Genomic DNA, 25,905 nt, shown 5'->3' with positions numbered 1-25,905 from the left:
TTAGCAAGCATTAGTTTTTCATACTGGTTTATCGACATTTTTCGCGATTAAGTTAACAATTCCGACAAATTATTTTTAAATATTCCGACAATAAATGTGTATTAAGTCCTTGCGCGAAATAAAAAGACGCAAATACGCGCAAAAAAGCCCGCTCTGCCGATTGAACAGAACGGGCTGATGAATATCTTCTACATTTCTTCCACATACCGCTTGGCTTCACCAAGGGGCATATCCGTATGCTGGCGGACCAGCTTGATGGCGGAAATGAGCTGTCCCTCCTTTTTTAGCTGACGGACATGCTTCTGAACTTCTTCGGGAACGGTCTTCAACGAAGTGCTTGCTGCCTCCCGGCGCTTCAGCTCTGCGGCTACTCGCTGCTCCATATCCGGTGTCAACGTCTCGTCTACAGCCGCGGCAGGCACCGGCCAGCGCTCCGGCTTATTCCCCCGGACTGCTGCGAGCAAAGTACCTACAAGCGAATAGAGCACCATATACTGGGCCAAACGGTACAGGTATAACCATATGGTACTTAGCGTGACTACCTTCCCACCTGGCTTCAGAATGGCGAGATTATCCGAAATGACGTATTGGCCTGGCGCATAATTATTAACATCCTGGTTCAGCTGCAATTGACCTATAGGTGAGACGATCCATTCCAGCGGCTTGTTGGTTAAGGGGTTCCCGGCTGTGTCGATCATCATGCCCAAGAACGAGAAGAGGGCGACGGCAAAGACCAAATAAGCGGACCAATTCAACCTTTTGACTAACACCACAATACTGAACACAACCAGCAACGTCAGACTTCTTATGTAATCGTTATGTAGAAAAAATTGAAAAACTACCGGCAGCCCCCATCCAAACAGCAGCACCATCACAGCCGCAAACCCAAAGAAAAACAATAGAATCTTAACATTCTTCATCACTTAATCCATTCTCCTTTCCCGCCTCCTATCCTATATTTACCCAGAATGAAGTCATTTGAGGCGATCCTGTTTATAGTACAATTATAGCTGTCGGCCACATGTTATAATATGCAGCCTATTATCAACCCAGGTGAAGGAGGATTTATTTACTATGAATGAATTGTTAGATATGAAGGAATTGTTCAAGCAGATCATCAAGCAAGACGTCAAACCTTTTTTCGCCGCACAGGATTATCGTACAAAGGATCTGAATTTCTACAGAACAGAGGGCCAGCTCAGCTATAAAATCAATATTCAGAAATATAAGTACAATACACACAAGCAACTCAGCTTCTATGTGAATTACAGTATTCACTCCGAAGAGCTTGCGCAATATAGGCCTGCTGTGTCTCTGGGCTTGGCTCACTTCTATACCCGGATCGGGAACATCGTCCCCGCCGCCCCGGAACGCTACTTCCTGACGCCGGAGGTAGATGTGGACAAGTTCACGGCAGACCTGCTGCTCCACTTGGATCAGGGTCTTCAATTCTTGTACACCTTAACCGATGCCAGGGCCATTATTGAATACTATATGCAGCGGACAGCACTGCATTTAAGTGAGGAGACCTTCGGGTTCCTGCTGGATACTGGGGATACAGAGACTGCGGAGCAATACCTGAAGCAGCTCCAAGCGAAATACGGCGCGGAGAAGCGCTGGGGGATCTTGGAGAAGAAGTATGCAGCGGTCTGGGAGAAATACGGAAGCCCTTCCTAGCGCAGCGCATTATAGTCGGTTTTCCGACTACATTTCGCCTGCCCGGCGCACACGGTCCAATTGTGATCGGTTTTCCGACTACATTTCGCCTACCCAGCGCACACGGTCCAATTGTGATCGGTTTTCCGATTACATTTCGCCTACCCAGCGCACACGGTCCAATTGTGATCGCTTTTCCGACTACATTTCGCCTACCCGGCGCACCCGGTCCAATTGTGGTTGGTTTTCTGTGAAAATACGTTTGGTACAACCTGCGATAAACTCCCGCTACTCATTTTCATGCTGGCGTTGTGCCTTGAAAGGCAGGTTTGTTGTGGCATAGGTTGGGCCGTGCGTACTCGCACCCACCCTCCACAAATAAAAGGGCTTCCCGCTCTCGTAAGGAGACATCGGGATAGCCCTTTTTCAATATACATCTGTTCAGGTTAGGATAAGTTCTCCGTCAGCAGCGTGAAGCCTTCGATCACCGCATCCTCATCAATCTCAATCATGATGCAGCGCTTGCCCTGGTAATTCACCTGCCGTACATATCTCAGGTCCTGCGGGCTGATCGTGATGGAAGCGACCTTCGTATCGATCTTGATCGACTTGGAGGTGAACTTCGGGATGACGCTGCTGGCCTTCAGCTCATAGTGCTTATTGTCCACAATGGTCTCGAACGCGCGCTCCACCTTCTCCGCCGTCACATCCTCCACGCCGCTGGCCTTCAGCACACGCTCCACATCGCGGTAATCGAGTCTCGGCGGCTCTTCCTCCTCCGCGTTGTCTTCAATCACCTGATGAATCTCCTCGTACACCTGGGCAATGGTCGCCACATCGATCTGTTCGCCCGCCACTTCCTTCACAATATCTTCAAAAATGGACCGTTCCTCCAGTGCCGTCACCGACCGCTCCGCATTGAGAACCTGCTCGATAAATTGCGCATTCGGGTTATTCGAACTCCCTGTGCAATAGAGCACACGGTTGATATCCGAATAGTTGTCGGTCACACTCGGGTAGAAGAAGCCCTGCTCCGGCGTGCTCAGCTTAATGATGGGATCAACCATGATATTATATTTGAACTCCCGCTCCACATAATCGAACAAAAGCGTCTTGCGCTGCTGCTCCGTGGAATTCACGCTGCACAGAATGAACGGATGCGCGAATACCTCGTCCTTGCCGGTCTCCTCGGCTTCGTCATTACGCGCCTTGGTCGGCCGGAAGTATTGCCCCCTTACGAATGTGATGACCGCATCCTTCTCATACTTGGCATCCACCAGCATTTTGTCCACCAGCATGAGCATCAGGTCCTGCCACTCCTCCGGGTCACCGGTTATCAGCCCCTGGTGCAGCATCACCTGCGACGGCTCCTCCGCTTCCTCCAGGAACTTCAGCTCGAACAGCTTCTGGTCCAGCTCGCCCGTCAGCAGCTTCCGGAAGTTGCTCATATACAGCTCCTGCTTCTCACGTTCCAGCATGGCGAACGGCTGGCGTTCGAAGTGGTAGATTTCATTCGTTTCTTTCATAATATAGACATTCAGAATATCGTACAGATTCAGCTGATCATGGTCCATCTTGAACTGCTTGCGTATATGTGCGGCTTCTTTCTTGATCATGGGTTGTGACACAGCTCCTATGAAATGAATTGGTTGTATCAGTATAAACGATAGCATAATCCTTCGCTAGTTCAGTATTCTACTACACAATAACCATATCCAAATACCGCCGCAGCCCCGCCTCAGTACCAGGGTCCCTTAGCCACTCCCCCAGGCTCCAAGTCATATAACGCAGGCCGAGATACCGCGAAGCAGCTCTATAGCTCTGCCCGAACGTATCCGCAGGATGCTCCCATCCCAGCGAAGTCAGCACCTCACGGTATTCTCCAGCTTGAGTCCGGTCAATTCGCATCGGGATGTCCAGGAACAGGGAGCCGTACCGCGCTTCTTCCCAGTCAATGAACATAACGTCATCATTATTGTGTACCAATACATTTCCGGGATTCAGATCATTATGTATAAGCGTGTGTGTGGTTTCATCCTTCCAGACGGCTTCAAGCTCGTCCACTATTTTCCCCGATAAGGCATCGATCTCAGATATATACGTCCCGAAGGTCTCCACGAACCGTTCATTGTGCTTGGCCTCTTCCCATACGGGTCTCCATAGTCCATCAATTATAGTCTCTATGTATGCACGGCTAACCCGGGGGAGCCAGGATAACTCCTCCTGCAATCCACGATTACGGGTATGTATATAAGCCAGAGCCTGCATTTCCTTGCGCTGAAGCATCCCGATATCCAGATTCTGATAATCCGTCTTATAATCTACGTCCTGAATACACAGAAGCACCCTATGGTCCGAATCCAGATTACCCGCTCTGCTAAAAGGGACGTTAGCCCCCTGATCCAATAACCGGTGCATTACCCGCCGTTCAATTCCATTCGCCATTTTGGTAATCACAGAGCTATACTCTTGTCTGCCTTCAATCTCCACGAGAATCCTGTGCCGGAATAAATCCACCGCCTGATAGCCAGAGTGTAGCGGAGTGCTGTCGATATCAAGGACCTTTGCCTTATCAGACAGGAATTGCCGCACAGTCTGCTCAATGCACTCCATCCCCCCGCCAATCTCAAATCTCATGATTTCCCTCCGCCTCTCCCCGCTTGATCGCATACATCCGCTTGTCGGCTTGGCGCAAAAGAACATCCGGAGCCGTTCCGTCCTGCGGATACAAGCTGATGCCGATGCTCATATCGATCTTCAGCTCTTCGCCTTCATAATCCAGCGTGGCCTGTGCAGCCGCTGCCAGCAGCCGGTGCTCAAGCTCGGCGGCGGTCAGCCCGCCCCGGGCCACGGGGCAGAACAGCACGAATTCGTCGCCGCCGAAGCGGGCCGCAAGCCCGTCCGGCTGGACCAGCTGATGGAGCATAGCCGCTACCTTGCATAACATCTGATCTCCGGCCTCATGCCCCCAGCGGTCGTTCACCTGCTTGAACCGGTCGAGATCCAGCAGCAGGATCGCCAGCTCCCCGCCGGTCTGCCCGGCTTCCGCAAGTGCCTCCTCCAGCTTATCGTAGAACTGCCTGCGGTTCGGCAGCCCGGTTAGCGGATCATGATAGGCCATGAAGGCAATTTGCCGCACATGCTGATTACGCAGCCGGATATCGCGGATGAGCAGGACGGCATGAAGCTCATGGTCCACGGTCACATAGTCTCCGTTAATCATTACCTCGATCAGACTGTCCCCGTTATGCAGCACCATTTCCAGCTCACCGATATCGTCCTGTGCCTTAAGCTTCGCTACGATCCCCGCACCGCCCAGATCAGCAAGGTTAGCCTTCCCCAGAGTCAGACGGTCGAACATCTTACCGGCACTCGGATTCGCTTCCTTAATGCTGCCGGACAACGAGACGAGCAGCGCAGCCTGCGAATTGATCTGGAACATCTTCTTGTAGCGCTGTCCTGAATGATTAAGGAACTCATACCGTTGCATGGACAGCCGCAGCACGAAGCACCAGATCAGCCCTCCGTAGATATACGTATAAGGCGGAAGCACTTCATTGAAGCGGAAATAGCCGAACACCGCTACCCAGAGGAACGTCACCCAGGAGCCATACTCCAGCAGCCTGAAGATACCGTCATGCTCCTGATAGGCAGGATCTGCGGCACTCCACTTGCGCCTACTTCGCAGCATGACGATGGGGACTAGGCTAAGCAGCAGGCTTGCCGTCAAGGTCCCGTAATAGGCTGTATTGGCCACCGGCCACTTCCACACCCCGGATACCGTGAACAGTTGGACGGAGGTATAGGAGCGTTGACCAATAAGTCCCGCCGGAATGGCCAGCGTTAATATGTGGAACAGATAGGGGTACCATGGCCGGGGCATCCGCTTATGTAAGCCGATTAACCGGGCAATCAGATGGAAGCCCAGCCCTGGAATAAGGATACCCGCATTGGCGAACCAGACCGCAGCCAGCAGCGGACTATATTCCATTGGCAGCATATACCGGAAGTACTCCTCCAGGAACATCAGGAAATAGCACAGAATTGTAGCGCTTACCAGACGATGTTCAATCTTCCGCGGGTTGCGCAGCAGCACATCCATTCCCATGTAGAAAAAGAAGAGCATCGGCAGCCAATAAAATACGACAGGTATCCATACATGGGTCGGGCTCATTTCTCTTCTCCTCTACAGTCTGTCACGGACATAGTTAATCTTAATTTTAATATATTACCGGGCGGAGACGCCGTCAATGAACAAGTTCTGTGGTATGGCTTAAGGCGTCGTATTGGCTGCGGAACAGCAGATCATACGCTTCATTCCGGTTACGCAGGTTAGCATGGGTATCGCAGGCTGCCACCTTCCCGGCTTGCAGAACCAGCACCTTATCACAGTCTTGAATCGTAGAGAGGCGGTGCGCGATTGAGATCATGGTTGTGCCGGCAGACAGACGCTTCAGCTCATTCCTAATGTCGCTCTCATTCTCAGGGTCCAGGGCGCTTGTACTTTCATCGAAAATAATAATGTCCCGCCCCTGCACCAGCGCCCGGGCAATCGACAGCCGCTGCTTCTGGCCCCCGGAGAGCTTCATCCCCTTCTCCCCGATAACCGTATCCAGCCCTTGCTCGAGTGATACAATGAAGTCATAAATATTGGCGCTGCGGCAGCAGGCTATCAACTCCGCTTCCGTTGCCCCGTCCCTCGCCAGTAGCAGGTTCTCCCGGATCGTCATATTGAACAGAACAGGCTCCTGCACCACGATGCTTACCCTGGCCGCCACACTCCCGCTGTTCACTGCATGCAGATCCGTGCCGCCGATGCGGACGCTCCCTCCCTGAGGCTTCATCTGTCCGGTCAGCAGCCTGGCAAGGGTAGACTTGCCGCTGCCGCTCTGCCCTACGATGGCTAGATGCTCTCCCTTCCCCACCGAGAACGAAATCCCGTCCAGTGCGAAGGCAGCCTCCCCCTCATAGCGGAACTGCAAATTCTGAACCTCAATCTTTTGTCCGCTAATGCGTTTGTAAGGCCGCTGGTCCGTCTCTGCCTGCAACAGTCCGATTACTTTACTGATATTCACCGAATCATTCTTGTAATTCATCAGGCCGTTGCTGATCGTCTCGATGAACCCGAAGAACTGCCCGTAGAAGCTGATGAACACCAGCAGCACACCGACCTCCGAATAACCCTTAATCACGAAGAGTCCGCCAATGAAATAGATGAACAGCTGGGTAATGAAGTTCTTGGTGAAGAATGAATAAGTAACGCCCAGATGCTGGTAGAGCTGGCTGCGGAACCACACCGGACGGATAGCTGCATAATGCCCGTTCAACTCCTCCAGCTGGGCCTCCTCCAGATTATTGGTCTTAATATCCTTCCAGTTCTGCAGATTCGCATGTAAAAAAGATTCGTACCTGTTCTGCAGCGTCCACAGCTCCTCCCCCGCCTTTCTCGTCTTCTCGCCCAGGACATTCACCGTCAGCAGGGAGACCGGAACGAAGACGAAGCTAAGGAGGGCGATCCGCCAGTCATAGCTTACAAGAATCACAGCCAGCGCAGCAGCATACAGGACAGCGTAGCTGAAATCTAACAGATGCACCGTGAAGAACCGTCCGGCTGCGGCTGAATCCTGCTCGATCCGGCTTTTTAGATCACCAATGCTGTACCCGCTATACTCCTCATAATCCAGGCTGCTCACTGTATTCAGCAGCTTGCGCTTAAGCCTCAGGTCATACTTCAGGAGCAACTGGTTGGAGTAGCGCTGGCTGACCGCAATCCCGGCCGTCGTAAGCAGGAATACCGCCAGATACCCCGCCATAACCGGCCATAGGCCACTCAGTTGCTTCTCTACCAGCACGCGGTTGACGAGCAGGGAGTACAGGAATAACGGAAGCAGCCCGCAGACCAGATTCCACAGCTTGAACAGCGCGAGCGTCAGCAGCGGCTTACGGACACCTTCAATTCCCTGAGTCAGCGCTTTATAGGCGGCCCATCTTGTCATAGTCATACCGCTTCGCCTCCTGCACACTGTTCGCTGAATAGATCTATATACGTTTTGTTGCTTCTGATCAGCACATCGTGAGTATCGTAGCCTGTGACCCGGCCGTCCTCCAGCACTGCGATCCGGTCACAGCCTCTAAGCGTGGACAACCGATGGGCGATGATGATCAGCGTCCGGTCTTGCCCAAGCTCACCGGTCATCTGCCGGATCAGCGCCTCATTCTTGCTGTCGAGGGATGAAGTCGCTTCATCGAAGACCAGAATTCTCGGATTCTTGACCAGGATTCGCGCAATAGCCAGACGCTGCTTTTGGCCGCCTGATAATTCCTGCCCGGAAGTTCCCAGCACTGTGTCCAGCCCGTCCGGGAGATTCAGGACCAGCTCATGCAGCGCAGCTCTCTTAAGTGCTTCAATTAACATACTGTCCCGATCACGGTTATTAGTAAAAGAGAGATTATACCGCAGCGTGTTATCGTACAGAACCGTCTCCTGATGAACCACGCCCACCTGACTCCGCAAGCTGTGCAGGTTATATTCGTTCACATTGCGGCCATCGATTAGAAGCTCGCCGCCGTCAACAGGATACAGGTTGCAAATCAGGCTTCCGAGCGTTGTTTTCCCGGCTCCGCTCCTTCCGGCAATGCCCACAGTGCTTCCTCCCTCGACACGGAGATTGAACCCGTCCAGTACCCGCCTCTCCTCCGTATATCCGAAGCTGACATTACGAAATTCAATCGTCCCCTCCTTAATCAGTGTGGGCACCTGGGCTTCTCTGTAGTCCTCCTCCTGCTCATTCAGGAGCTCCGCAACACGCTGCAAGGACACCGTCTGCCCCCAAGTATCGGTAATCTTGCTGCCCATCGAGCTGAAGTAAGTCACAGCCATATTGAAATAGCTGGCGGCAGCCACAAAAACACCAAGCTGCATCTGCCCCTTCACAATCAGCCGGGCGCAGATAATGAACAGCAGCAGCTGTGCGGCAAGCATGATAAATGCGTTCACCCGCTCGGTGGTTACCTCGATTCTTCCATTGTCCACATTCTTGTGATGGATAGAGACTGTACGCCTCAGATATGTACGGGTTACGAGCCTCCCCGCATTCAGCAGCTTGATCTCCCGCATATTGGCCACAATTTCAAATAAGTACGAGGACAGCCTTCCCTGCTCTGCCGCCAGATCCCGGTTGACCCTGAGCGCTCTCTGCTTGAAAACCCTGGAGACCATGAACACGACAGGAACCAGCACCACCGTGAACACGCCCAGCAGGACATGATAATAGAACATGAACCCCACCGCGAACACGATATGCAGCAGATTCGAATACCCCCACAGTCCGCTCCAGAAGACGAGATTCATAATGTCCTTGGCATCGCGGTTCATCCGGCTGATCAGATCGCCGCTGTACATCCCGGAGAGGTCCTTCCCCTTCTGATGCAGAATCTTGCGCAGCAGCGCCCGCCGGATATCGAACACGAATCCCGTCATTATTTGAGAAGAGATCAGATTATTGAGCGTCGCCACAATGAACTGATTGAACAGAAGGATTCCGGCATAGATCAGGCACAGCTTCAGGAAGGCATTCAGATCCTGGTCATAAAAAGCGATATTGATCAGCCTCCCGCCCAGGAACGGATACAACAGGTTCACCAGAGTCATTATAGTAGTCACAAAGAAACCGCATACAAACACCCATTTATGCATCCGTATGAACTTGATGATCCATTGTCTCGGAGTCAAAGCCCCACCGCCTTCCATATATTCACAAGGAATATTGTAGCACGGACGTTCGCATATAGGGAGTGCCAACCTCTCCATTCACCTGAAAACGGAAAGCAAGCTTTACATTTGGAACGTCATGCGATACACTCTCCATGTAAAGTTAACTTTCCATGAAGAGAGTGATTCCATGAACAACCGTTTGGAAGAATTACGCAAGCAGCGCGGAATCAGGCAGGAGGAATTAGCAGCGGCGCTTGAGGTGTCCAGGCAGACGATAGGTTCACTGGAGAACGGCCGCTATAACCCGTCCATCCTGCTCGCGTTCAAGATTGCCCGTTATTTCGGACTCAGCATTGAGGAGATTTTTATTTATGAGGAGGAAGAGAATTGATGAAGAAACCCGTCTCGGTTTATCTTCTGGTTATTGCAGGTGTCGTCCTGCTGGCAGGCAGTCTGTACTTCATTAGAACAGTTCAAGAGCCGGAGGGGGTGCTGCGGACACTGCCCTTTATCTGTATCGGACTGGGCTCCGGCCTGTTCGGCAGCGGGATGGGGGAACTCATCGGACAGCGCGCATTGAAGAATAGCCCCGCCATCGCCAAGCAGATGGAGATCAACAAGAACGATGAACGTAATGTTGCCATTGCAACCCGGGCGAAGGCGAAGGCCTATGATATGATGGTGTTTATATTCGGGGCTTTAATGCTGGCTCTCGCCTTAATGGAAACTGAACTCACCGTTGTGCTGTTACTGGTATTCGCCTACCTGTTCACGATTGGATACGGCATCTATTACCGGTTCAAGTATGATCGGGAGATGTGAGCGGCGACCGTTCTGACTGTCGTGATCCGCTCAAGCCAGCAAGGCCTGGGCGACCTGATCCACGATACAATTAATGCCTGTCGGTCCATAGCAGCCGATCCAGGTAGCCGCATCTACCGGGTATATACGCTGCTGGTCTGTACCCAGCATGCCTCTCACGCTTTGTTCTGTCATTGATATTCCTCCCTGCATCCTCTCGTTGCTGAGCAAAAAGTAGTAGTTAGCATGCACAGCCGGAAGTCTATCAACGGAAATATGATAGGCCGTGTCAGAGGCGGTGTCCGCCACAAATAACGGAGCAGGCAGACCAAGGTCCCGGTACAGCACAGCGCCTGTGCGGTGAGAAGCCGTATGTACCCGGACGATGGACTCCCGCGGACGGATCAGAGCCACACTCTTACCCGCGAGTACCGGAGCCAACTCTGCGGACAGCAATGCCGTACGGCGCAGGTAATCGGCAATCATACGTTCCGCCTCCGCCTGCTTGCCTGTCAGCTCGCCGAACAGCCTCAGAATCGTCTGCCAGCTCTCATTGCGCTTGAACATGATCGTTGGCGCCACCTGCCTTAAGCGTTCGTAGTGTGGAGCATGCACCTCGGTGCAGATAATCAGATCCGGGCGCAGCCGTTCAACAGCCTGCAGGTCCGGGTACTCATAGGTGCCGAGCATTTCCGTTGCCACAAGCCTCTCCTGGAAATAAGCGGGGAAATTCAGCGCCCCGCTTCCGAAGCCTACACTTCCTGCGGGGGACATCCCCAGCGCATGTAGATGGTCAGCATATTGGACGTCCAGCACGGCGATCCGCTGCGGAGCAGCGGTAACACGATATTCGCCGCGCAGATGGTGGATCAACGGACCCTGTGCTGAGCCGTGCGGGAAGGCCGAGCGTTCCGGCAATCCCGAAGGAACGGTAACCGTCCCCTGTTCTGAAGCAGCAGCACGCCTGTAGAGCAGCGGAGGAACTCCATAATGCTTCTTGAACGCCCTGCTGAAATAATACATGTCGCGGTAGCCTGTCCGCTCAGCGATCTCGCCGATGGAAGCATCCGTATAACGCAGCATCCGCTCTGCGCTCTCCATCCGCAGCCGGATTACGTATTCCATTGGCCCGAGCCGCTTCTCCTGTTTGAACCGCCGCTGGAGCTGCCGCACGCCGCATCCGGCCAGCGCGGCCAGCTCTTTCAGCCCCAGCTCCTGACGATAATGCCCCGCGATATAGGCGGCAACAACCTCCACCATATCGGGCTCACCCCCGCCCTGACCGCGTTCATGCTCCATCATAAGCTCGTAGAGCATGCCTTGCAGCAGCGCATTGGCATGGAAGCGTTCCAGCCCTTCTCCCCGGCTCCATTTTGCGGCAATTCTCTCCGCCGCCATATGCAGCTCCGCCGGGGACCCGGAATGGTGAATGAACGAAGTCCGCAGCGGGTGATTGCGCTGCGGGAAGAGCACATGGGCGGCTCCCGCAACAGGAATGGCCTTGTAGCTAATCGCTGTATAATGAATGTTGTCTGTTCCCGCACTCAGAGTATAGGCTGATCCTTTGGCAGCATGACAAGCAAAAGAGGCCTGGACATGGCAGCCTTCACCATTCATCACAAGCCCTCCCTGCCCGCCGATGGCCAGCAGCAGCTGATTAGACGCCAGGCCCGTTTCGCTAAGCACACCGCCGGGCGGCACAGTACCGCTACGCACATCAAGCATCTTGACCGCCGTATCACTCCATAGACTTGCCTGTTCTTGTTGCGGCATTTCTCTCATCTCCTGACAACAGTATCCTTTGCTTAACGGATAGACCTGCTGTCATTTTAATTGAGATTCATTCTCATTGTCAATTTTCGGACACTTTCTGCAATATTCCCCGGACATCCGGTAGTAAAAGCAACAGGTGATACGCTTGCTCTTCGCAACCGGAGCCTCGTCACTCCCCTCGGTGAACCGGGTGAACGGGTTGCGTCTTGCGCTGAACAATGGACCGGCGGCCATCCGGGTTAGATACGTAAAATCCTCTTGCATCCGCAGCCTTTCTTCGCCGGACAGATCTGCTCCGGGCGCATACAGCGGGGCAATACGCACCATAATATTCTCCCACAGCACAGCCATGGAGACAGGTCCAACTGCGGCAAGCGTCTGCAGCATCGGCGCAAGCCGTGCCGCAAAATTCTCCTTAACAACAGCTTCGCGCCACACTCCCCGATCATCCGGCGGGGAGGCTGACTGCAGCCCGTCCAGCGCCAGGAATGGGAATGTCGTCTCTTCTGCAGAAGCCGGATGATAGAGGAAGCTTCTGTCCAGCGGGAAGAAGACTTCACGATTATGAACGGTCATGGCGGTCAGTATTGGCGCGATCCACAGATAGCCGATCCGCTTGGCCAGCATGGAAGCCGCAACCTGCAGGTCCGGCGCACCGATATACTCCTTAAGCCAGCTAACATATTCGCGGCATACCGCTTCATCCTGCAGCTCACTCAGAGCGATGGTACGGACACTGCCCGCAGGCGGCTCCCCCAGCCTCATCCGGTAATCCTCCGCCAGTACCCTCCAGGGGGCCGACGACAGATAGCGGTCCATCTCAGTGAGCTCCAAGCAGCGCTTCCGAGGCCTGATCTACAATAATATTGATCGCAAGGGGACCATAGTAAGCGATCCAGAGCGTTGAATTCACATCATAGGCACGGTTATTCTTCACTGCATCAAGGGATTTCCAGATCGGGCTGCTGGCCAGAGCCTCTGCCTCTTTGGCGAACAGATCATCCGAGAGCAGGAAATAGCGGTCTGCTCCGATATCAGAGACAGTCTCCATCGATATTTCAACCGAGGTATCATCCTTGATCGCCTGAACGAACGCTGGAGCCTTTAATCCCAGATCCTCATACAGAATGCTTCCGGTCCGGTGCTCGGGACCATGTACCCGAATCCCTTCCGGTCTTGGACGAATCAGCGCCACCGTCTCGTCGCCCAGCTTCGCCGACAGCTGCTCACGCAGTCCGGTGATTTTATCCTCATAGGCTTTCTTCACTACTTCAGCCTCTGCCTGCTTCCCTGTTATTGTACCGATGGTAGCCAGCGTATCCCGCCAATCCTCATAGAAGTCCAGGACGATTGTAGGCGCGATTTTACTGACACTCTCATAAGCTTCTTCCTGAAAATCAGTCATCAAGATCAGATCCGGGTTCAGCGCCACAATGGCTTCCAGATTGGGCTCATCGCGTGTACCCAGGACCTTCACCCCGTCCATTTGAGCACTCAAATATTCCGGGAACTCGTCCTTGGTTCCGGCAACTACGCTGCCTGCCGGCTTCTCTCCAAGCGCGATCAGCTGATCGGCGAATTTCACATCAAGCACAGCAATCACCTTCGGCTTCTCCGTAAGCGTATATTCGCCCTTGATATGTTTGAAGGTAACCGGGTAGGCTGCTGTAGCCTGTGCCTCCGGTGTTGCCTGCGTCTGTGCTTCAGGCGATGGAGACGGCTCAGCTGAAGCAGAAGGCTGTGCGGCTGTACCTGCATTCGTGCCTCCCCCAGAACCACAAGCTGTAAGTACCAGTACCAGCGCCAGCATCCATACCATGAATAATCCTGATTGCCGGGCGGCGAATTTCTTCCTGCCGGCCCCTTGTTTCTGTGTTGCTCTGTTCACGCTGACTCCCCCTGTTATGTATTATGTGATAATGATTTTCATTATCATAATTGTTACAGCGAGTATAGCCGATCTGCCACCTCTGTTTCCATGTACTTTTGCGACATTGCAGCCGGATAAATGCGACATGGTGTTTAGCTATATAAATTGAACTAATGATTTTTTTGTTTTGGGATGGTCGTAACTCCAGAGAAGTTTTGGACTTCCGGCCGCTGTTGTGTTTGAATTTCTTGATTAAAACTGCTACGCACGGTGGAAATTCAAACACAAAGGCGGACGCTACCGCTCCTACAGTTCCAAAATTCCCCTCCGCCACTTTTCCCTTAACTTAAATTTTCAAGTTTAATCTATATAGCAGGTGATATAGAAGGAAACATTAGGAAATCAACCTACCGGGTGAAGGATGCTGATGCCTTCTTTCACCAGCCGCTTGTATAGAGAATTGCTGCACTTCTTGCAGGATTCCTCCTTACCTATTACTGGCTGAAGTACAATGTTGCATTATTTGCACAAATTTCGGTGTTTAGAGCAGATTAGCGCTGAATTTGTTGCATTTCTTGCAGGATTTCAGCATAGACCGCATCTATGGGGCAGTATTGTTGCACTTCCTGCAGGATTTCTCTATAAATGTTACTGGCTGTGGAGCATAGCGCGACGCTTCATCGCAGCAGCACCCAATGTATTCGGATTTCCGTATACATTGGGCAACTTACCTTCGTGGTAGCATATTGTGTTCGGTTTTTCATATACATTCCATCTGCTCCTCATTCAGATGTTTCAAAGACTACTTAGTTTCATAAACAGCAGCAAGCCCGCATCCTGTTGCCAGATGCGGGCTTGCTTTTATGAACAGTTGCTACCTATTAATGAAGTTAAGCCCAGTATTGCCGGGCAATCTCTTGCCCCTGTCTGATCTTCGCCCATTGCTCCGCTTCCGTCAGCTCATTCCCCCCGTCGCAGGAGGCGAACCCGCATTGGTGGGAGAGCAGTAATCTCTCCTTGGGAATGATCGTGGACGCTTCATCCAGCATGCGGAGGACACGGGTCTCATCGTCAAGCGTACTGGTTTTGGAAGACAGCAAGCCAAGTACAATTTCCGTCTCCGGTCTATCCTTGAACACAGCAAGTGCCTCCAGCGAGCCAGCGCGTTCGTCGTCCCACTCCAGGAAGAAGCGGTCGTACTTCAGCTGCTTCAGGAACAGGTTGGCAATCTTCACATAAGAGCCGCCGCCCATATTCCGGGAATCATAATTACCACGGCAGTTATGGGTCCACATAAGCAGCCCCAAGCTATGTCCGTAATCAATAATGGTGTTGTTGATATCGATGAATTCGGTAGCGAGACTCTGTACTTCCTCGTGGTTGATTGCCTCACCTGTAAATGGTGAATTCGGATTATCGTCCGCGAACAGCTCCCAGAGGCAATCGTCGAATTGCAGAATCTTACCACCAGCGGCTGCGAATTCCCCTACGAAATCCTTATACGCCGTCACCAGACCGGCCTTCAGCTCATCACGGTTCTGGTACACTGCACCCTCGCCGCCAAGGTTATCCGACCAGGACAGCTCTCCGAAAATATGGGATGGCGAAGGCACGCACAGCTTCGTCTCCCGGTCTCCGGCATGAGCCTGAAGCTGGCGGTAGGCCTGAAGGAAGTGGTGGTTCTTGCCGCCGAGTTCGCCTGTGATGCGCAGACCGATGTCTTTTCGCGTCTCATATTTGGAAGTACCGTCAATATCTCTGAAGAAATACCCGTGAGGCGCGATATAGCGCTGAATCCCCTGGAGACCCCACGCGAAGTCCAGATGCCACATCGACTTGGAATACTCCCCGTCCGTCAGAATACTCAGCCCATTCTCGCTTGCCTGCTCGACTACCGACTGAATCGCCTTCGCCTCACACTGCTCATAGCCCTGGAAATCCTCGTAAAAAGGATACTGAATATCGTCCCGGTGTTCGATTTGCTGCTTATATTCTAATAGCTCCGCCGGACGCAGCAGGCTGCCTACGATCTGAAATCTATCACACATGATTAGCCCTCCTCTAGTTCCACTGTTCTGTCTTTGTGTATAAATTCTAGCATGGAGTGCGGCCTTAGGAGTAACACTTATAACTGATACCTGGCTATAGTGAAAGGTTATAGTGCGGCAGATCTGATCTGCAATCTCCGCTGCCGTAATACAATCGTAAGGTTTCGCTTAGAGAATCGTAAGCTCTGCCGCTTATGCTGTTCCATGTAATCCAAAAAAAGAGATGGAGCGTGATAAGCATGGGTAACAGCAAAGCAGGCAAACCGTTCATGATGGGGGCAGTATTGGTACTCTCTCTGGCGGTGTCCGGCATCGCCGGCGCGGCAGCAGGCATCAAGACGATGAAGAAAGACGGCATGGAGCTGATGAACCTACGACAGGCCGCCATGATGTACGGCTACAGCATTGAATGGAACAGCAAGGACCGCTCCGTATCGCTGATGTACATGGACAAGATGATGGACGATAACAAGATGATGGACGATGGCAAGATGATGGACGACAGCAAGATGATGGATGACGACAAGATGATGGATGACATCATGAAACCGATGGGCAAGATGATCAAGGTTATGATCGGGTCGAAAAAAATGATGGTCGACGGTAAAACGGTCAATCTGAGCATGGCTCCGGCCCTGTATGACGGCAGCACTTATGTGGCGGATACGGTAGTGACCATGTACATGAAGCCTGCCAAGGCCATGAAATAAGACGGGATGAGCGATGCCCTCACCCTGTGATATGATGGAATCAAATGGATTTTTCCGGATATGGGGTGGGTTAGGATGAATGAACGAGTGCTGGTCGCGGATGATGATCCGAATATTACCGATGTCTGCCGCAGGTATCTGGAACGGGAGGGGTATCTGGTCACCACCGCCAAGGACGGCTTGGAAGCACTAGAGCTATGGCGCAGCCAGTCTCCAAGCCTGATTGTGCTCGACCTCATGATGCCGCATAAGAATGGCTGGGAGGTGTGCAGTGAGATCCGGCAGACCGAAGATCTCCCGATCATCATGCTGACGGCGCGCGGCGAGGAGCAGGACCGGCTGATGGGGCTGACGATGGGAGCGGATGATTATCTGACCAAGCCCTTCAGTCCAAGGGAGCTCGTCCTGCGGGTGCAGGCGATTCTGCGCAGAATGAGATATGTCCAGGTATCGCCGGTTACCGCCGCTGAGCACACGATCAAATACGAAGGACTGACCATCGATGTCGGGAAGCGTACCGTGGAGATCAGCGGGCAGGCGATTGAATTGACGGTGACCGAATTCGAAATGCTCTATCTGCTGGCGAGCCATCCGGGGCAGGTATTCTCCCGGACGCAGATGCTGAGCAAGATCTGGGACTTCAGCTATGAAGGAGATACGACTACCGTTACCGTGCATATCCGAAGATTACGCGAGAAGATCGAACAGACGCCCTCCGACCCGAAATACATCAAGACGGTCTGGGGAATCGGCTATAAGTTTGCAGGTGATGGCATCTGATGAAGCTGCGTACCTATCTGCTATTGTCCAGTCTCACGGGGATCGGCGTATTGCTAGTCTGTCTATTCGTCAGTTATTCCCGGATGCTGCTGACCATCGATCAGCTATATTATCTGTCCGGCATCACCGCCGGGATCGGCGTGTTCTCCTTCATCGTTCAGCATCTGCTGACGCGGCCGGTGGAGAAGTCCATTGCCCGGATTACGGAGCAGACGGTACGGATTGCCGAGGGGGATTTCCACACCGAAGTCCCCACGATCGGCCCGCACGAGTTCAAGCTTCTGGCCCGGCAATTCAATGAGATGAGCAGTAAGTTAAAAGAGAGCTTCGACCATCTCCACCAGTCCGAGTCCGCCCGGCGGGAGCTGATCGCGAATGTCTCCCACGATCTGCGGACCCCTCTTGCCTCCATTCAATCATTCGTGGAAGCGCTGGAGGATGATGTGATCAAGGACGAAGAGACCTTCCAGCGGTATCTGAATACGATCCGGCTGGAGACGAAGCGGCTGGCCGGGCTGATCCAGGACCTCTTTGAGCTATCCAGTCTGGAGGCCAGCGGCGGAACCTTCGACCCGCAGCCCTGCCATGCAGATGAGCTGTTGATCAGCACGCTGGAGAGCTTCTCCTTCCATCTGGCGGAGAAGCGGCTGAAGGTCGAGATTGAGCTGCCGGATAAGCTGCCCGCGGCCCTGATGATGCCCACGCAGATCAAGCGGGTACTGTCCAATCTTGTGCAGAATGCCATTCAACATTCTCCTGAAGAAGGCCATATCGTGCTGTCTGCCGCCGAGGAAGGCCACTTCCTGCGGATCGCTGTGAACGATGAGGGTCAGGGAATTGAAGCAGAGGAGACCGCACGGATCTTCGAACGGTTCTACCGGATAGATAAATCGCGAAGTAAGAATAGCGGAGGCGCCGGACTGGGCCTTGCCATCGCCCAATCCATTGTGGAGCTGCATGGCGGCAAGATTGGTGTAGAGAGCACTAAGGGTTCAGGAAGCTGCTTCTGGTTCACAGTTCCAATCTACACTAGCCGGTAAGCCTTAGCGTTAGAGAAGCAGTATTCATAATAGGTGGTGACAGAGATGGCTGGTGATTTTGTATTCCTGTTCGGCGTCTTCGGCGCAGGGGTATTATCGTTTTTTGCACCCTGTATTCTGCCGCTGCTTCCGGTCTATGTCTCGTATCTGTCCGGAAGCCTGGCGGGCAATGTAAATCAGGGCGGAGTGGACACAGGCTCCTTGCGGTTCCGTTCGGTATTCATGCTGCGGACCCTAATCTTCGTGCTTGGACTGTCTGTGGTCTTCATCACCTTGGGCTTCGGCTCCGGCATTCTTGGCAATGTCATTTCAAGCTCCAGATTCATTGCCGTCTGCGGAGCGATTGTCATCTTATTCGGAATCTACCAGACCGGACTGATCAAGATCTCCTGGCTGGAACGGGAAAAAAAGCTGTCCAGTCCCCGCGCTGCACGCGGCGGCTATATCGGGGCCTTCCTGCTCGGCCTGACGTTCAGCTTCGGGTGGACGCCGTGCATCGGCCCGGTACTCGCGGGTATTCTCAGTATCGCTGCCGGGGAAGGCTCCCCTGCTTACGGAGGATTCCTGATGCTGCTGTATACGCTGGGTCTGGCGATTCCTTTTCTCGTACTATCCGTCTTCTCGGAGGTTCTGGTGCAGCGGATTCGCCGCTTGTACCGGTTCATGGGAGGGATCAAGATCGCCTCCGGCTGTATGCTGATCGCCATGGGGCTGCTGCTAATGACAGACCAGCTGAATACGATTGTGAGCTGGATTCAATAACTGTGGAGGAATCTGGTATGAAAAAGATATGGAAGTGGATGGGATATATGCTGGTGATTGGCGGCCTGCTGTCAATCCTGGCTGCATGCGGTGCGAAGCCCGATACAGCATCCGGTACGACGGACTCCCCGGCAGCCATGAACAAGGGGAAGCCAGCACCCGTATTCGCATTAAATGATCTGAAGGGCGACCCTATGAAGCTGGAGGATCTGAAAGGCAAGAACGTGTATGTGAAATACTGGGCCTCCTGGTGCTCCATCTGTCTTGCCGGTCTGGAGGAACTGAATACGCTGGCCGGACAGGAGAAGGATTTCCAGGTGGTATCGATTGTAACTCCCGGCTACAAAGGCGAGAAATCCGCCAAGGAGTTCACGGAATGGTTCAACAAGCAGCCGTATGACAATCTGACCGTGCTGCTCGATGAAGATGGGACATGGGCCAAGGATTTTCAGGTACGGGCATATCCCAGCTCTTTTTATATCGATGAAGAAGGGTTGCTGGTGAAGTCCCTCCCGGGTCATGCCTCCAACGAGCAGATTAAGGACACCTTCGCGGGAATGAGCTCCGCCTCAGCGGCCGCTCCGGTTCCAGCGGTCAAGACCGCAACTATAGCTGACAAGGATCTGCGTGACTTGTATCTGGCGGGCGGCTGCTTCTGGGGCGTTGAGGCGTACATGTCCCGCATTCAGGGAGTTCAGGACGTCACCTCAGGCTATGCCAACGGGAAAGGCGAGAATCCTTCTTACGAGGATGTCATTCGCGGGGATCGGGGGTTCGCGGAGACGGTGCATGTGAAGTATGATCCGAAGCAGGTCACCCTGAAGCAGCTCCTGGAGGCTTACTTCAAGGTCGTTGACCCGACCAGCCTGAACAAGCAAGGCAATGACCGGGGTGTTCAATACCGGACGGGAATCTACTATTCCTCCCCGGAGGATGCAGCTATCATTCAGCAGGCCGTAGCGCAGGAGCAGACCAAGTATGACCAGAAGATCGTAACGGAAGTCCTTCCTCTGGAGAACTACTATCTGGCGGAGGAATACCATCAGGATTATCTGGAGAAGAATCCGAACGGATACTGCCACATCGACTTAAGCATCCTGGATGAGCAAGAGCCGGTTATCGATCCGGCCCAGTACCCGCGCCCTTCCGACGCAGAACTGAAGGAGCGGTTAACCTCCGACCAATATGCCGTAGCCGTCAATAATGACACCGAGCGTGCCTTCAGCAACGAATACTGGGATAACTACGAGGCCGGACTGTATGTCGATATCGCCACCGGCCAGCCACTGTTCTCCAGCAAGGATAAATACGACTCCGGTTGCGGATGGCCCAGCTTCACGAAGCCCATTACCCCGGAGGTGGTAACCTACGACACGGATACCAGCTTCGGCATGGAACGCACCGAGGTCCGCAGCCAATCCGGTGACATTCATCTAGGCCATGTCTTCGACGACGGTCCCGCTGACCGTGGCGGCAAGCGCTACTGCATCAACAGCGCCTCCATCCGCTTCATCCCTCTGGACCAGATGGAAGCGGAGCATTACGGGTATTTGCTCGGGCTGGTGGAGTAGATTAAGCGGAATGGTACAGAGGAAGAAGCTTCTCAACCAAGAATCGCCCCCCACTAGCTCATAAGCTGAGCTGTGTGGAGGGCGATTTTGTTTCTTAAGATCCCATCATCCAGCCTGCCCCAAGTGAATAAGGAGGCTTCCCGGGCAGCCGACATTGCCACGTGAATCTGCCGACTTAAAAATCCTGCCTATAATACAACATTCCTCTGTTTATTTCGGCTCAAATTCAAAAATGCTGCACAAAAGGAAACATTTCCTCTTCTCCACGCGGATTAGCGGGACAATTGTTGTAATTTGTGCAACAAGCCTCACGAACACATGGTATCTTCGTATTCATGTTGCAATAATTACAACATTTCCACTGATGCAGCGTGTAGTTAACCAAGCAAAAGCGGCTATTGCGCCGCCGAGAGTAGCGTTAGCCGCACGGCCCTCTACCCCCTCAATCCCATCGAAACAGCACCGTTGATACCCGGCTTGTACACATCCGGCTGAATGCCGACCAGCACGGACAATACCGTCTCGTCGCCAAGCTCCACATCGTCAAGCGCAACCTCCAGGGTAGAAGGCCATGGCGAGGACTGCTTAGCCAGTAGTCTGCCATTGACATAGATTTCGGTATCCCCGCTAAGCGCGTGGAAATACAGATACGGGCTGCTGCTCTTCTCCCGTTCCGTCAGGGCGATGGAGCTGCGGTAAATCACATAGCCGTCCGCTCCCTGGAGCAGCTGCTGCGGCCCGAAGCTGACGTCAACCTTCTCCCAGGAATTCATGTCCGTAGGATGAATCTCCACATTGGGGTCCGGACGTTCCCGGGATATCTCCTGTGTCAGCAGCCAGTTGTTGATATAACGCTCATGAACGGACAATACATAAGGAGGCTCGTCAACCACTTCTACCGGGATGATATGCACCAGAGGCTGCAAGCCCTCCCCCTGAAGCGTCAGTTCAATAGCGGTATGCCCCGCATCGCTGCCGACAATCAGCTGGAGACAGCCATTGAACAGGCAGCTCTCCATGAGATGATCCAGCTCGTGGGAGTTGGGATTGCCGTTGCCCGCTCCCAGAATAATGCCGCTTCCGGCCAGAGCGAAGGAGACCTGCTGCCCCGCTGTCTCCACAAACCGCCCTTCGGCGTCGATGGCGTAGACATTGACAACTACCGCGTCCCGCCCATCGCCAAGCAGGGCTGGCTTGCTCGTCTCCACGCGCAGCGCGCAAGCTGCCCCGGGCGTTATTTTCTCATCCACGGCAACCCGCTTGCCCTGACGATACCCCTCCAGCCTTAGCGTTCCAGGCTCGTAAGGAATTTCCCATTGGCATTGCTCATAGAGTTCGACAGCCTGTCTGTACCGCAGCTCCCCGTTGACATACAGCTCCACTTCATCGCAGTTGGTATGCGTCATGACGGTCACGGGCTGCCCTTCCTTCCCCGGCCAGTTCCAGCCGCCTGCGATATGCGCCACCGGCTCGTCCAGCCAGAACGCCTGGTACAGGTAATAGGAATCCTTCGGGAATCCGCAGGTGTCCAGGATACCGAAGTGGGTGCTGACGCTGGGCCACTCATAAGGGGTCGGCTCGCCGCGGTAATCGAAGCCCGTCCAGACAAAGGTGCCCATCATGTAGTCACGGGTATTAATGGCTTGCCACGACTCCCTTGCGGTGTTGCCCCAATTCGCCCGTTCCCGGTCGAAGCTGTCAAAAAACTGTAGCACGGTATCACTGACATAAGTCCCTCTTGTGGCAAAAGCACTGACGGTCTCCGACCCGATCATCGGCTGGCCGGGATGCTTCTCATGGAAGCGGTCATAGCCGCCATGCATATAGTTGAATCCGGCGATATCCATCACATCGACCGTTCCACCGTCTTCCATAACGCCGCCGTTCATGGCCCCCAGAACCGGACGGGTATCGTCCAGACGCAGGATTGCCTGCTTCATCCGCTTGAACATTTTGCGCCCGACTGGTGTGCCCTGCAGCGGTTCTTCATTGAACAAGCTGTAGAATACAACAGACGGGTGATTGCGGTCGCGCGTCACCATATTTTCGACCTGGCGCAGCCCTTCCGGCGAGCTGTCAAAGTTACGGTTCTCGTCCATCACCAGCATGCCGAGCCGGTCGCAGGCCTCCAGCAGCTCCGGCGCAGGATTGTGATGGGCGCAGCGGTAAGCGTTACTCCCCATTTCCTTCAGCCGCTGTATCCGGTATTCATGCAGCGAGTCCGGCAACGCAACCCCAACCCCGGCGTGGTCCTGATGGTTGCAGGTGCCTTTGATCTTGAGCGGGCGTTCATTGAGATAGAATCCGGTATCCGGGCAGATCCGAATGCTGCGGTAACCATAAGAAGTCGTGACCGTGTCCCGCTCTTCTCCGTCCACCAGCAGGGTAGAGCACAGCTTGTACAGGTGCGGAGCCTCCACATCCCACAGCAGCGGCGAGCTAACAGGCAGCTCCTGCTTCAGAACAGCGGCTTCCCCAGCTTCCGCGCGGCCTGCGGTCCGTTCTTCCGCCACTAACGTCCCATCGGCACGCACCACACGGGACAGGAGTTCGTACTCCGCTGCCGTCTCCCGCTCATTCGTAATTCTCGTCTCCACGTTCGTCAGCCACTTGTCCCCGTCCTGCTTCACCGGATTGACCCAGATGCCGCGATCGGTGATGGACAGCGGGTCTTTCTTCGTAAGCCACACATGGCGGTAGATGCCCGCACCTTCATACCACCAGCCCTCGGATACCGAGGCGTCCACCTTCACAACCAGCAGATTAGGGCGGTCGCCATAAAAGACATGGTCCGTGATATCCACCACAAAGCTGGTATAGCCGCAGAAGTTCCGCCCCAGTACGCTGCCGTTCAAATAAATTGTCGCATAGGTGGCGATTCCGTCGAACTCCAGAAGCAGCTGTCTGCCGTTGTCGGAGGCCTCCAGCTTGAACTTCTTGCGGTACCAGCCAATGCCGCGCGGCTTGTAGCCGAAGTCCGGCACCCCGCCTTCGCGGTCGAACGGCTGGCGGTAAGACCAGTCATGCGGCAGCCCCACCGTCTCCCACTCATTATCGTTCCATTCAATGCTGGCTGCTCCCATGATGCCGCCTGCTTTGGCGTTGCCGTATACCGCTTTGTGGCTGTTCTCCACCGGGATGGCTACATCCCCGTGATGAAACAACCAATCCTTGTCCATGCTTAACCGTTCTCTCATATAGGTCAATACCTCTCTATCGTTGTAATACTTCTATTGTAGAAAAGCGGAACGAAAGACGTTAGTACAAAGGGAGGGATAAAACAGCACAAAATGAACATTAATGCATTTTCGATTGTTCTTTTGGACAGCAGCGTTCATAGTAGATCGTAAATACCCATACGAATACCGGCTTCCCGGACCCGTAAAGACCTGCCGCAGAAGGTGACAACGCTATGATATCCAAACCAAGAAACAGCATTATGGTCAAAATGATTGTATTCTATACCATTCCGTTTATTCTGCTCTCCGTCCTGCTCGTGTGGAACAGCACCCATACCACGCGCAACATTCAGGACAGCTTCATCACTAATATGTCCCATGCCTTTGACCAATCCTATCAGGATATGGAAGGCCGCATACAGGTGGCTGCGGATTTGACCTCCATGGTCAGCCGAAACAACAAAATGCTCGAATTCATCAATGACCCCTATCTGGGGGATCAATCGGAATTTTTGAAGGAATATCTGGACACTGTCACCCCTATTATCAAATATGCGACCGCTTTCTCGGAGAGCGACGATTACTCCATTCGTATCTTTATGGGGAATGACGCCATCCCGGAGTCGTGGCCTTATTTCTTTCATCTGAGCAACTATTCCTCCCACCCGAAGCTACAGCAATTTGTGCAAAAGGAGTCGGAGACCCGGCTGTGGCTGCTGCCCGGTGACCGTGAGCTTGGCCCCGCCAGCTTACACGATGAGCGCAGGAAATATACGCTGCTTACCAAGCTGTATTCGCCGGCCCGCGACATGCTAGGACTTGCCGTGGTTACGCTGGCCGAGGACAGCCTGTTCAGCATCGAGGAGGAGCCCGCCAATCTGTCGAACGCCCAATTCCTCTATTCCGGCGGCCAGATCGGACTGTCTACCGCAGAGCTGGACGAAGCAGAGGAAGCAGCCGTCCTGCAGCAGCATATCGGCGATAAGAGAGCTTATTTTATCCAGGGAGAATATTTATATTTGCATCGCAACCTCGATTCCATCGGACAGAGCCTGGTGTACAAAGTATCGCTGGAGCAGCTCAATGCCTCTGTCCGCAAAAATGTGTGGAATCAGATCCTGCTGATCGTGTTCAGTATTCTGCTGCTGATCATCACTTGTTATTTCATGTTCAAAATGATTTTTCTGCGGCTCAACAAAATTGTGTCGGTCATGCGCCAGGTCATTACCGGCAACACTTCGCTCCGCATTCCCGATAACAGGCCGGATGAGCTGGGACAGCTCGCGCATGATTTCAACGACCTCATCGAGCGCAATAACGAGCTGATCCATCGGGTAGTCATGAAGGAGCGGCTGCGGAAGGAAGCTCAGATCAAGGCGCTGCAATATCAGATCAACCCGCATTTCATCTACAATACACTTGATATCTTCCGGATGCAGCTGATTAAGGCCAAGATCTTCGACACGGCGGACCGGCTGGCGGATTTCGGGAAGATCCTGCGCTACAACCTGAGCGACAATACCCTGCATACGACGCTGAACGAGGAGATCGGCTTAATCCGCAAGTACGTCAGTCTGCAATCGCTGAGCAGCAGCAAGGTAATTAGGCTGGACATTGAGATCGATGAATCGTTAAAAGCATTTCCGGTGATCAAGTTCCTGCTCCAGCCGATCGTGGAGAATAGCATTAAATACGGACAGACCGCCCGGCGGGAGCTGCTGCATATCCAGGTGCGGGCCTACGCCGAACAGCAGCAGCTTATCATCGACATCACCGATAACGGGTGGGGCATGGAGGAAGAGCAGATTGCCGGCCTGAATGAACAGTTCCGCGCCCCGCTCCATTACGAGGACCCTGCGGCCGAGCCGCCCCGCCGCTCCATCGGCCTGCACAATATCAACTCCAGACTGCGCCTGTATTACGGCGACGCCTACCCCATTACCATGGAGGGCAAGAGCAATGACTATACGAAGGTTCAGATTAGAATTCCTTATGAATGAG

General features: G+C 53.5%; 20 protein-coding genes. 9 read left to right on the top strand and 11 right to left on the bottom strand.

Annotated features, from left to right (window positions below):
• Positions 1–188: 188 nt before the first annotated feature.
• Complete coding sequence (locus MKX51_RS02480) at positions 189–923, bottom strand: hypothetical protein (RefSeq protein WP_340991084.1); 735 nt, start codon at positions 921–923, stop codon at positions 189–191.
• Between the two features lie 151 nt (positions 924–1,074).
• On the opposite strand from MKX51_RS02480, the gene MKX51_RS02475 reads away from it, so the two are divergent.
• Positions 1,075–1,677: a DUF4304 domain-containing protein gene (locus MKX51_RS02475; RefSeq protein WP_340991083.1), complete on the top strand. Its 603-nt coding sequence runs from the start codon at positions 1,075–1,077 to the stop codon at positions 1,675–1,677.
• A 425-nt stretch (positions 1,678–2,102) separates the two neighbouring features.
• Here the strand turns inward: MKX51_RS02475 and MKX51_RS02470 are convergent, their stop codons facing one another.
• The 5 genes from MKX51_RS02470 to MKX51_RS02450 all read right to left on the bottom strand — a co-directional run bounded on the left by MKX51_RS02470 (position 2,103) and on the right by MKX51_RS02450 (position 9,352).
• Positions 2,103–3,272: a DUF4317 domain-containing protein gene (locus MKX51_RS02470; RefSeq protein ID WP_340944161.1), complete on the bottom strand. Its 1,170-nt coding sequence runs from the start codon at positions 3,270–3,272 to the stop codon at positions 2,103–2,105.
• An 82-nt stretch (positions 3,273–3,354) separates the two neighbouring features.
• On the bottom strand, positions 3,355–4,293 hold the full coding sequence (locus MKX51_RS02465; RefSeq protein ID WP_340991082.1) for a phosphotransferase family protein: 939 nt from the start codon (positions 4,291–4,293) through the stop codon (positions 3,355–3,357).
• Positions 4,283–5,830 (bottom strand): GGDEF domain-containing protein, encoded by a 1,548-nt coding sequence (locus MKX51_RS02460; RefSeq protein ID WP_340991081.1) that lies wholly within the window; start codon positions 5,828–5,830, stop codon positions 4,283–4,285. Before MKX51_RS02460 ends, MKX51_RS02465 begins: the two co-directional genes overlap by 11 nt.
• Positions 5,831–5,903: 73 nt before the next feature.
• Positions 5,904–7,658, bottom strand: coding sequence for an ABC transporter ATP-binding protein (locus tag MKX51_RS02455; protein WP_340991080.1), 1,755 nt, complete (start codon positions 7,656–7,658; stop codon positions 5,904–5,906).
• Positions 7,655–9,352 (bottom strand): ABC transporter ATP-binding protein, encoded by a 1,698-nt coding sequence (locus MKX51_RS02450; protein WP_340995475.1) that lies wholly within the window; start codon positions 9,350–9,352, stop codon positions 7,655–7,657. The genes MKX51_RS02455 and MKX51_RS02450 overlap by 4 nt, the downstream gene beginning before the upstream one ends.
• Before the next feature lie 205 nt (positions 9,353–9,557).
• On the opposite strand from MKX51_RS02450, the gene MKX51_RS02445 reads away from it, so the two are divergent.
• Both MKX51_RS02445 and MKX51_RS02440 read left to right on the top strand, forming a co-directional pair.
• Positions 9,558–9,761, top strand: a complete 204-nt coding sequence (locus MKX51_RS02445; RefSeq protein WP_036730779.1) for a helix-turn-helix transcriptional regulator — start codon at positions 9,558–9,560, stop codon at positions 9,759–9,761.
• The gene (locus MKX51_RS02440) at positions 9,761–10,192 is read left to right on the top strand and encodes a hypothetical protein (RefSeq protein WP_340991079.1); all 432 of its coding nucleotides are present in this window, start codon (positions 9,761–9,763) and stop codon (positions 10,190–10,192) included. The genes MKX51_RS02445 and MKX51_RS02440 overlap by 1 nt, the downstream gene beginning before the upstream one ends.
• 30 nt (positions 10,193–10,222) lie before the next feature.
• Here MKX51_RS02440 and MKX51_RS02435 read toward each other — a convergent pair whose 3' ends face one another.
• The 4 genes from MKX51_RS02435 to MKX51_RS02420 all read right to left on the bottom strand — a co-directional run bounded on the left by MKX51_RS02435 (position 10,223) and on the right by MKX51_RS02420 (position 15,862).
• Entirely contained in the window at positions 10,223–11,944 is a 1,722-nt protein-coding gene (locus tag MKX51_RS02435; RefSeq protein WP_340991078.1) for a helix-turn-helix domain-containing protein, read from the bottom strand.
• A 51-nt stretch (positions 11,945–11,995) separates the two neighbouring features.
• On the bottom strand, positions 11,996–12,763 hold the full coding sequence (locus tag MKX51_RS02430; RefSeq protein ID WP_340991077.1) for a (2Fe-2S)-binding protein: 768 nt from the start codon (positions 12,761–12,763) through the stop codon (positions 11,996–11,998).
• Between the two features lies 1 nt (position 12,764).
• Positions 12,765–13,832, bottom strand: coding sequence for an ABC transporter substrate-binding protein (locus tag MKX51_RS02425; protein WP_340991076.1), 1,068 nt, complete (start codon positions 13,830–13,832; stop codon positions 12,765–12,767).
• Between the two features lie 872 nt (positions 13,833–14,704).
• Positions 14,705–15,862, bottom strand: a complete 1,158-nt coding sequence (locus MKX51_RS02420) for a 5-methyltetrahydropteroyltriglutamate--homocysteine methyltransferase (protein ID WP_340991075.1) — start codon at positions 15,860–15,862, stop codon at positions 14,705–14,707.
• Positions 15,863–16,101: 239 nt separating this feature from the next.
• Between MKX51_RS02420 and MKX51_RS02415 the strand changes: the two genes are divergently transcribed.
• The 5 genes from MKX51_RS02415 to msrAB all read left to right on the top strand — a co-directional run bounded on the left by MKX51_RS02415 (position 16,102) and on the right by msrAB (position 20,725).
• Complete coding sequence (locus MKX51_RS02415) at positions 16,102–16,572, top strand: stalk domain-containing protein (protein ID WP_340991074.1); 471 nt, start codon at positions 16,102–16,104, stop codon at positions 16,570–16,572.
• A 75-nt stretch (positions 16,573–16,647) separates the two neighbouring features.
• Complete coding sequence (locus MKX51_RS02410; RefSeq protein ID WP_340991073.1) at positions 16,648–17,352, top strand: response regulator transcription factor; 705 nt, start codon at positions 16,648–16,650, stop codon at positions 17,350–17,352.
• The gene (locus MKX51_RS02405; RefSeq protein WP_340991072.1) at positions 17,352–18,392 is read left to right on the top strand and encodes a sensor histidine kinase; all 1,041 of its coding nucleotides are present in this window, start codon (positions 17,352–17,354) and stop codon (positions 18,390–18,392) included. Before MKX51_RS02410 ends, MKX51_RS02405 begins: the two co-directional genes overlap by 1 nt.
• Positions 18,393–18,437: 45 nt before the next feature.
• Entirely contained in the window at positions 18,438–19,154 is a 717-nt protein-coding gene (locus MKX51_RS02400; protein ID WP_076085432.1) for a cytochrome c biogenesis CcdA family protein, read from the top strand.
• A gap of 17 nt (positions 19,155–19,171) precedes the next feature.
• Positions 19,172–20,725: a bifunctional peptide-methionine (S)-S-oxide reductase MsrA/peptide-methionine (R)-S-oxide reductase MsrB gene (msrAB, locus tag MKX51_RS02395; RefSeq protein ID WP_340991071.1), complete on the top strand. Its 1,554-nt coding sequence runs from the start codon at positions 19,172–19,174 to the stop codon at positions 20,723–20,725.
• A 434-nt stretch (positions 20,726–21,159) separates the two neighbouring features.
• On the opposite strand, the gene galA is transcribed toward msrAB, so the two are convergent.
• A complete protein-coding gene (gene galA / locus MKX51_RS02390; RefSeq protein ID WP_340991070.1) occupies positions 21,160–23,922 on the bottom strand; it encodes a beta-galactosidase GalA in 2,763 nt (920 codons plus the stop codon).
• A gap of 215 nt (positions 23,923–24,137) precedes the next feature.
• Between galA and MKX51_RS02385 the strand changes: the two genes are divergently transcribed.
• Positions 24,138–25,904, top strand: coding sequence for a sensor histidine kinase (locus tag MKX51_RS02385; RefSeq protein WP_340991069.1), 1,767 nt, complete (start codon positions 24,138–24,140; stop codon positions 25,902–25,904).
• The last annotated feature ends 1 nt before the right edge of the window (position 25,905 follow it).

The sequence above is a fragment of the Paenibacillus sp. FSL M7-0420 genome (assembly GCF_038002345.1).
In the GTDB taxonomy this organism is placed as follows: domain Bacteria; phylum Bacillota; class Bacilli; order Paenibacillales; family Paenibacillaceae; genus Paenibacillus_AQ.
The sequence above is the reverse complement of the archived record's forward strand: the minus strand, read 5'-3'. Positions and strand labels throughout refer to the sequence as shown.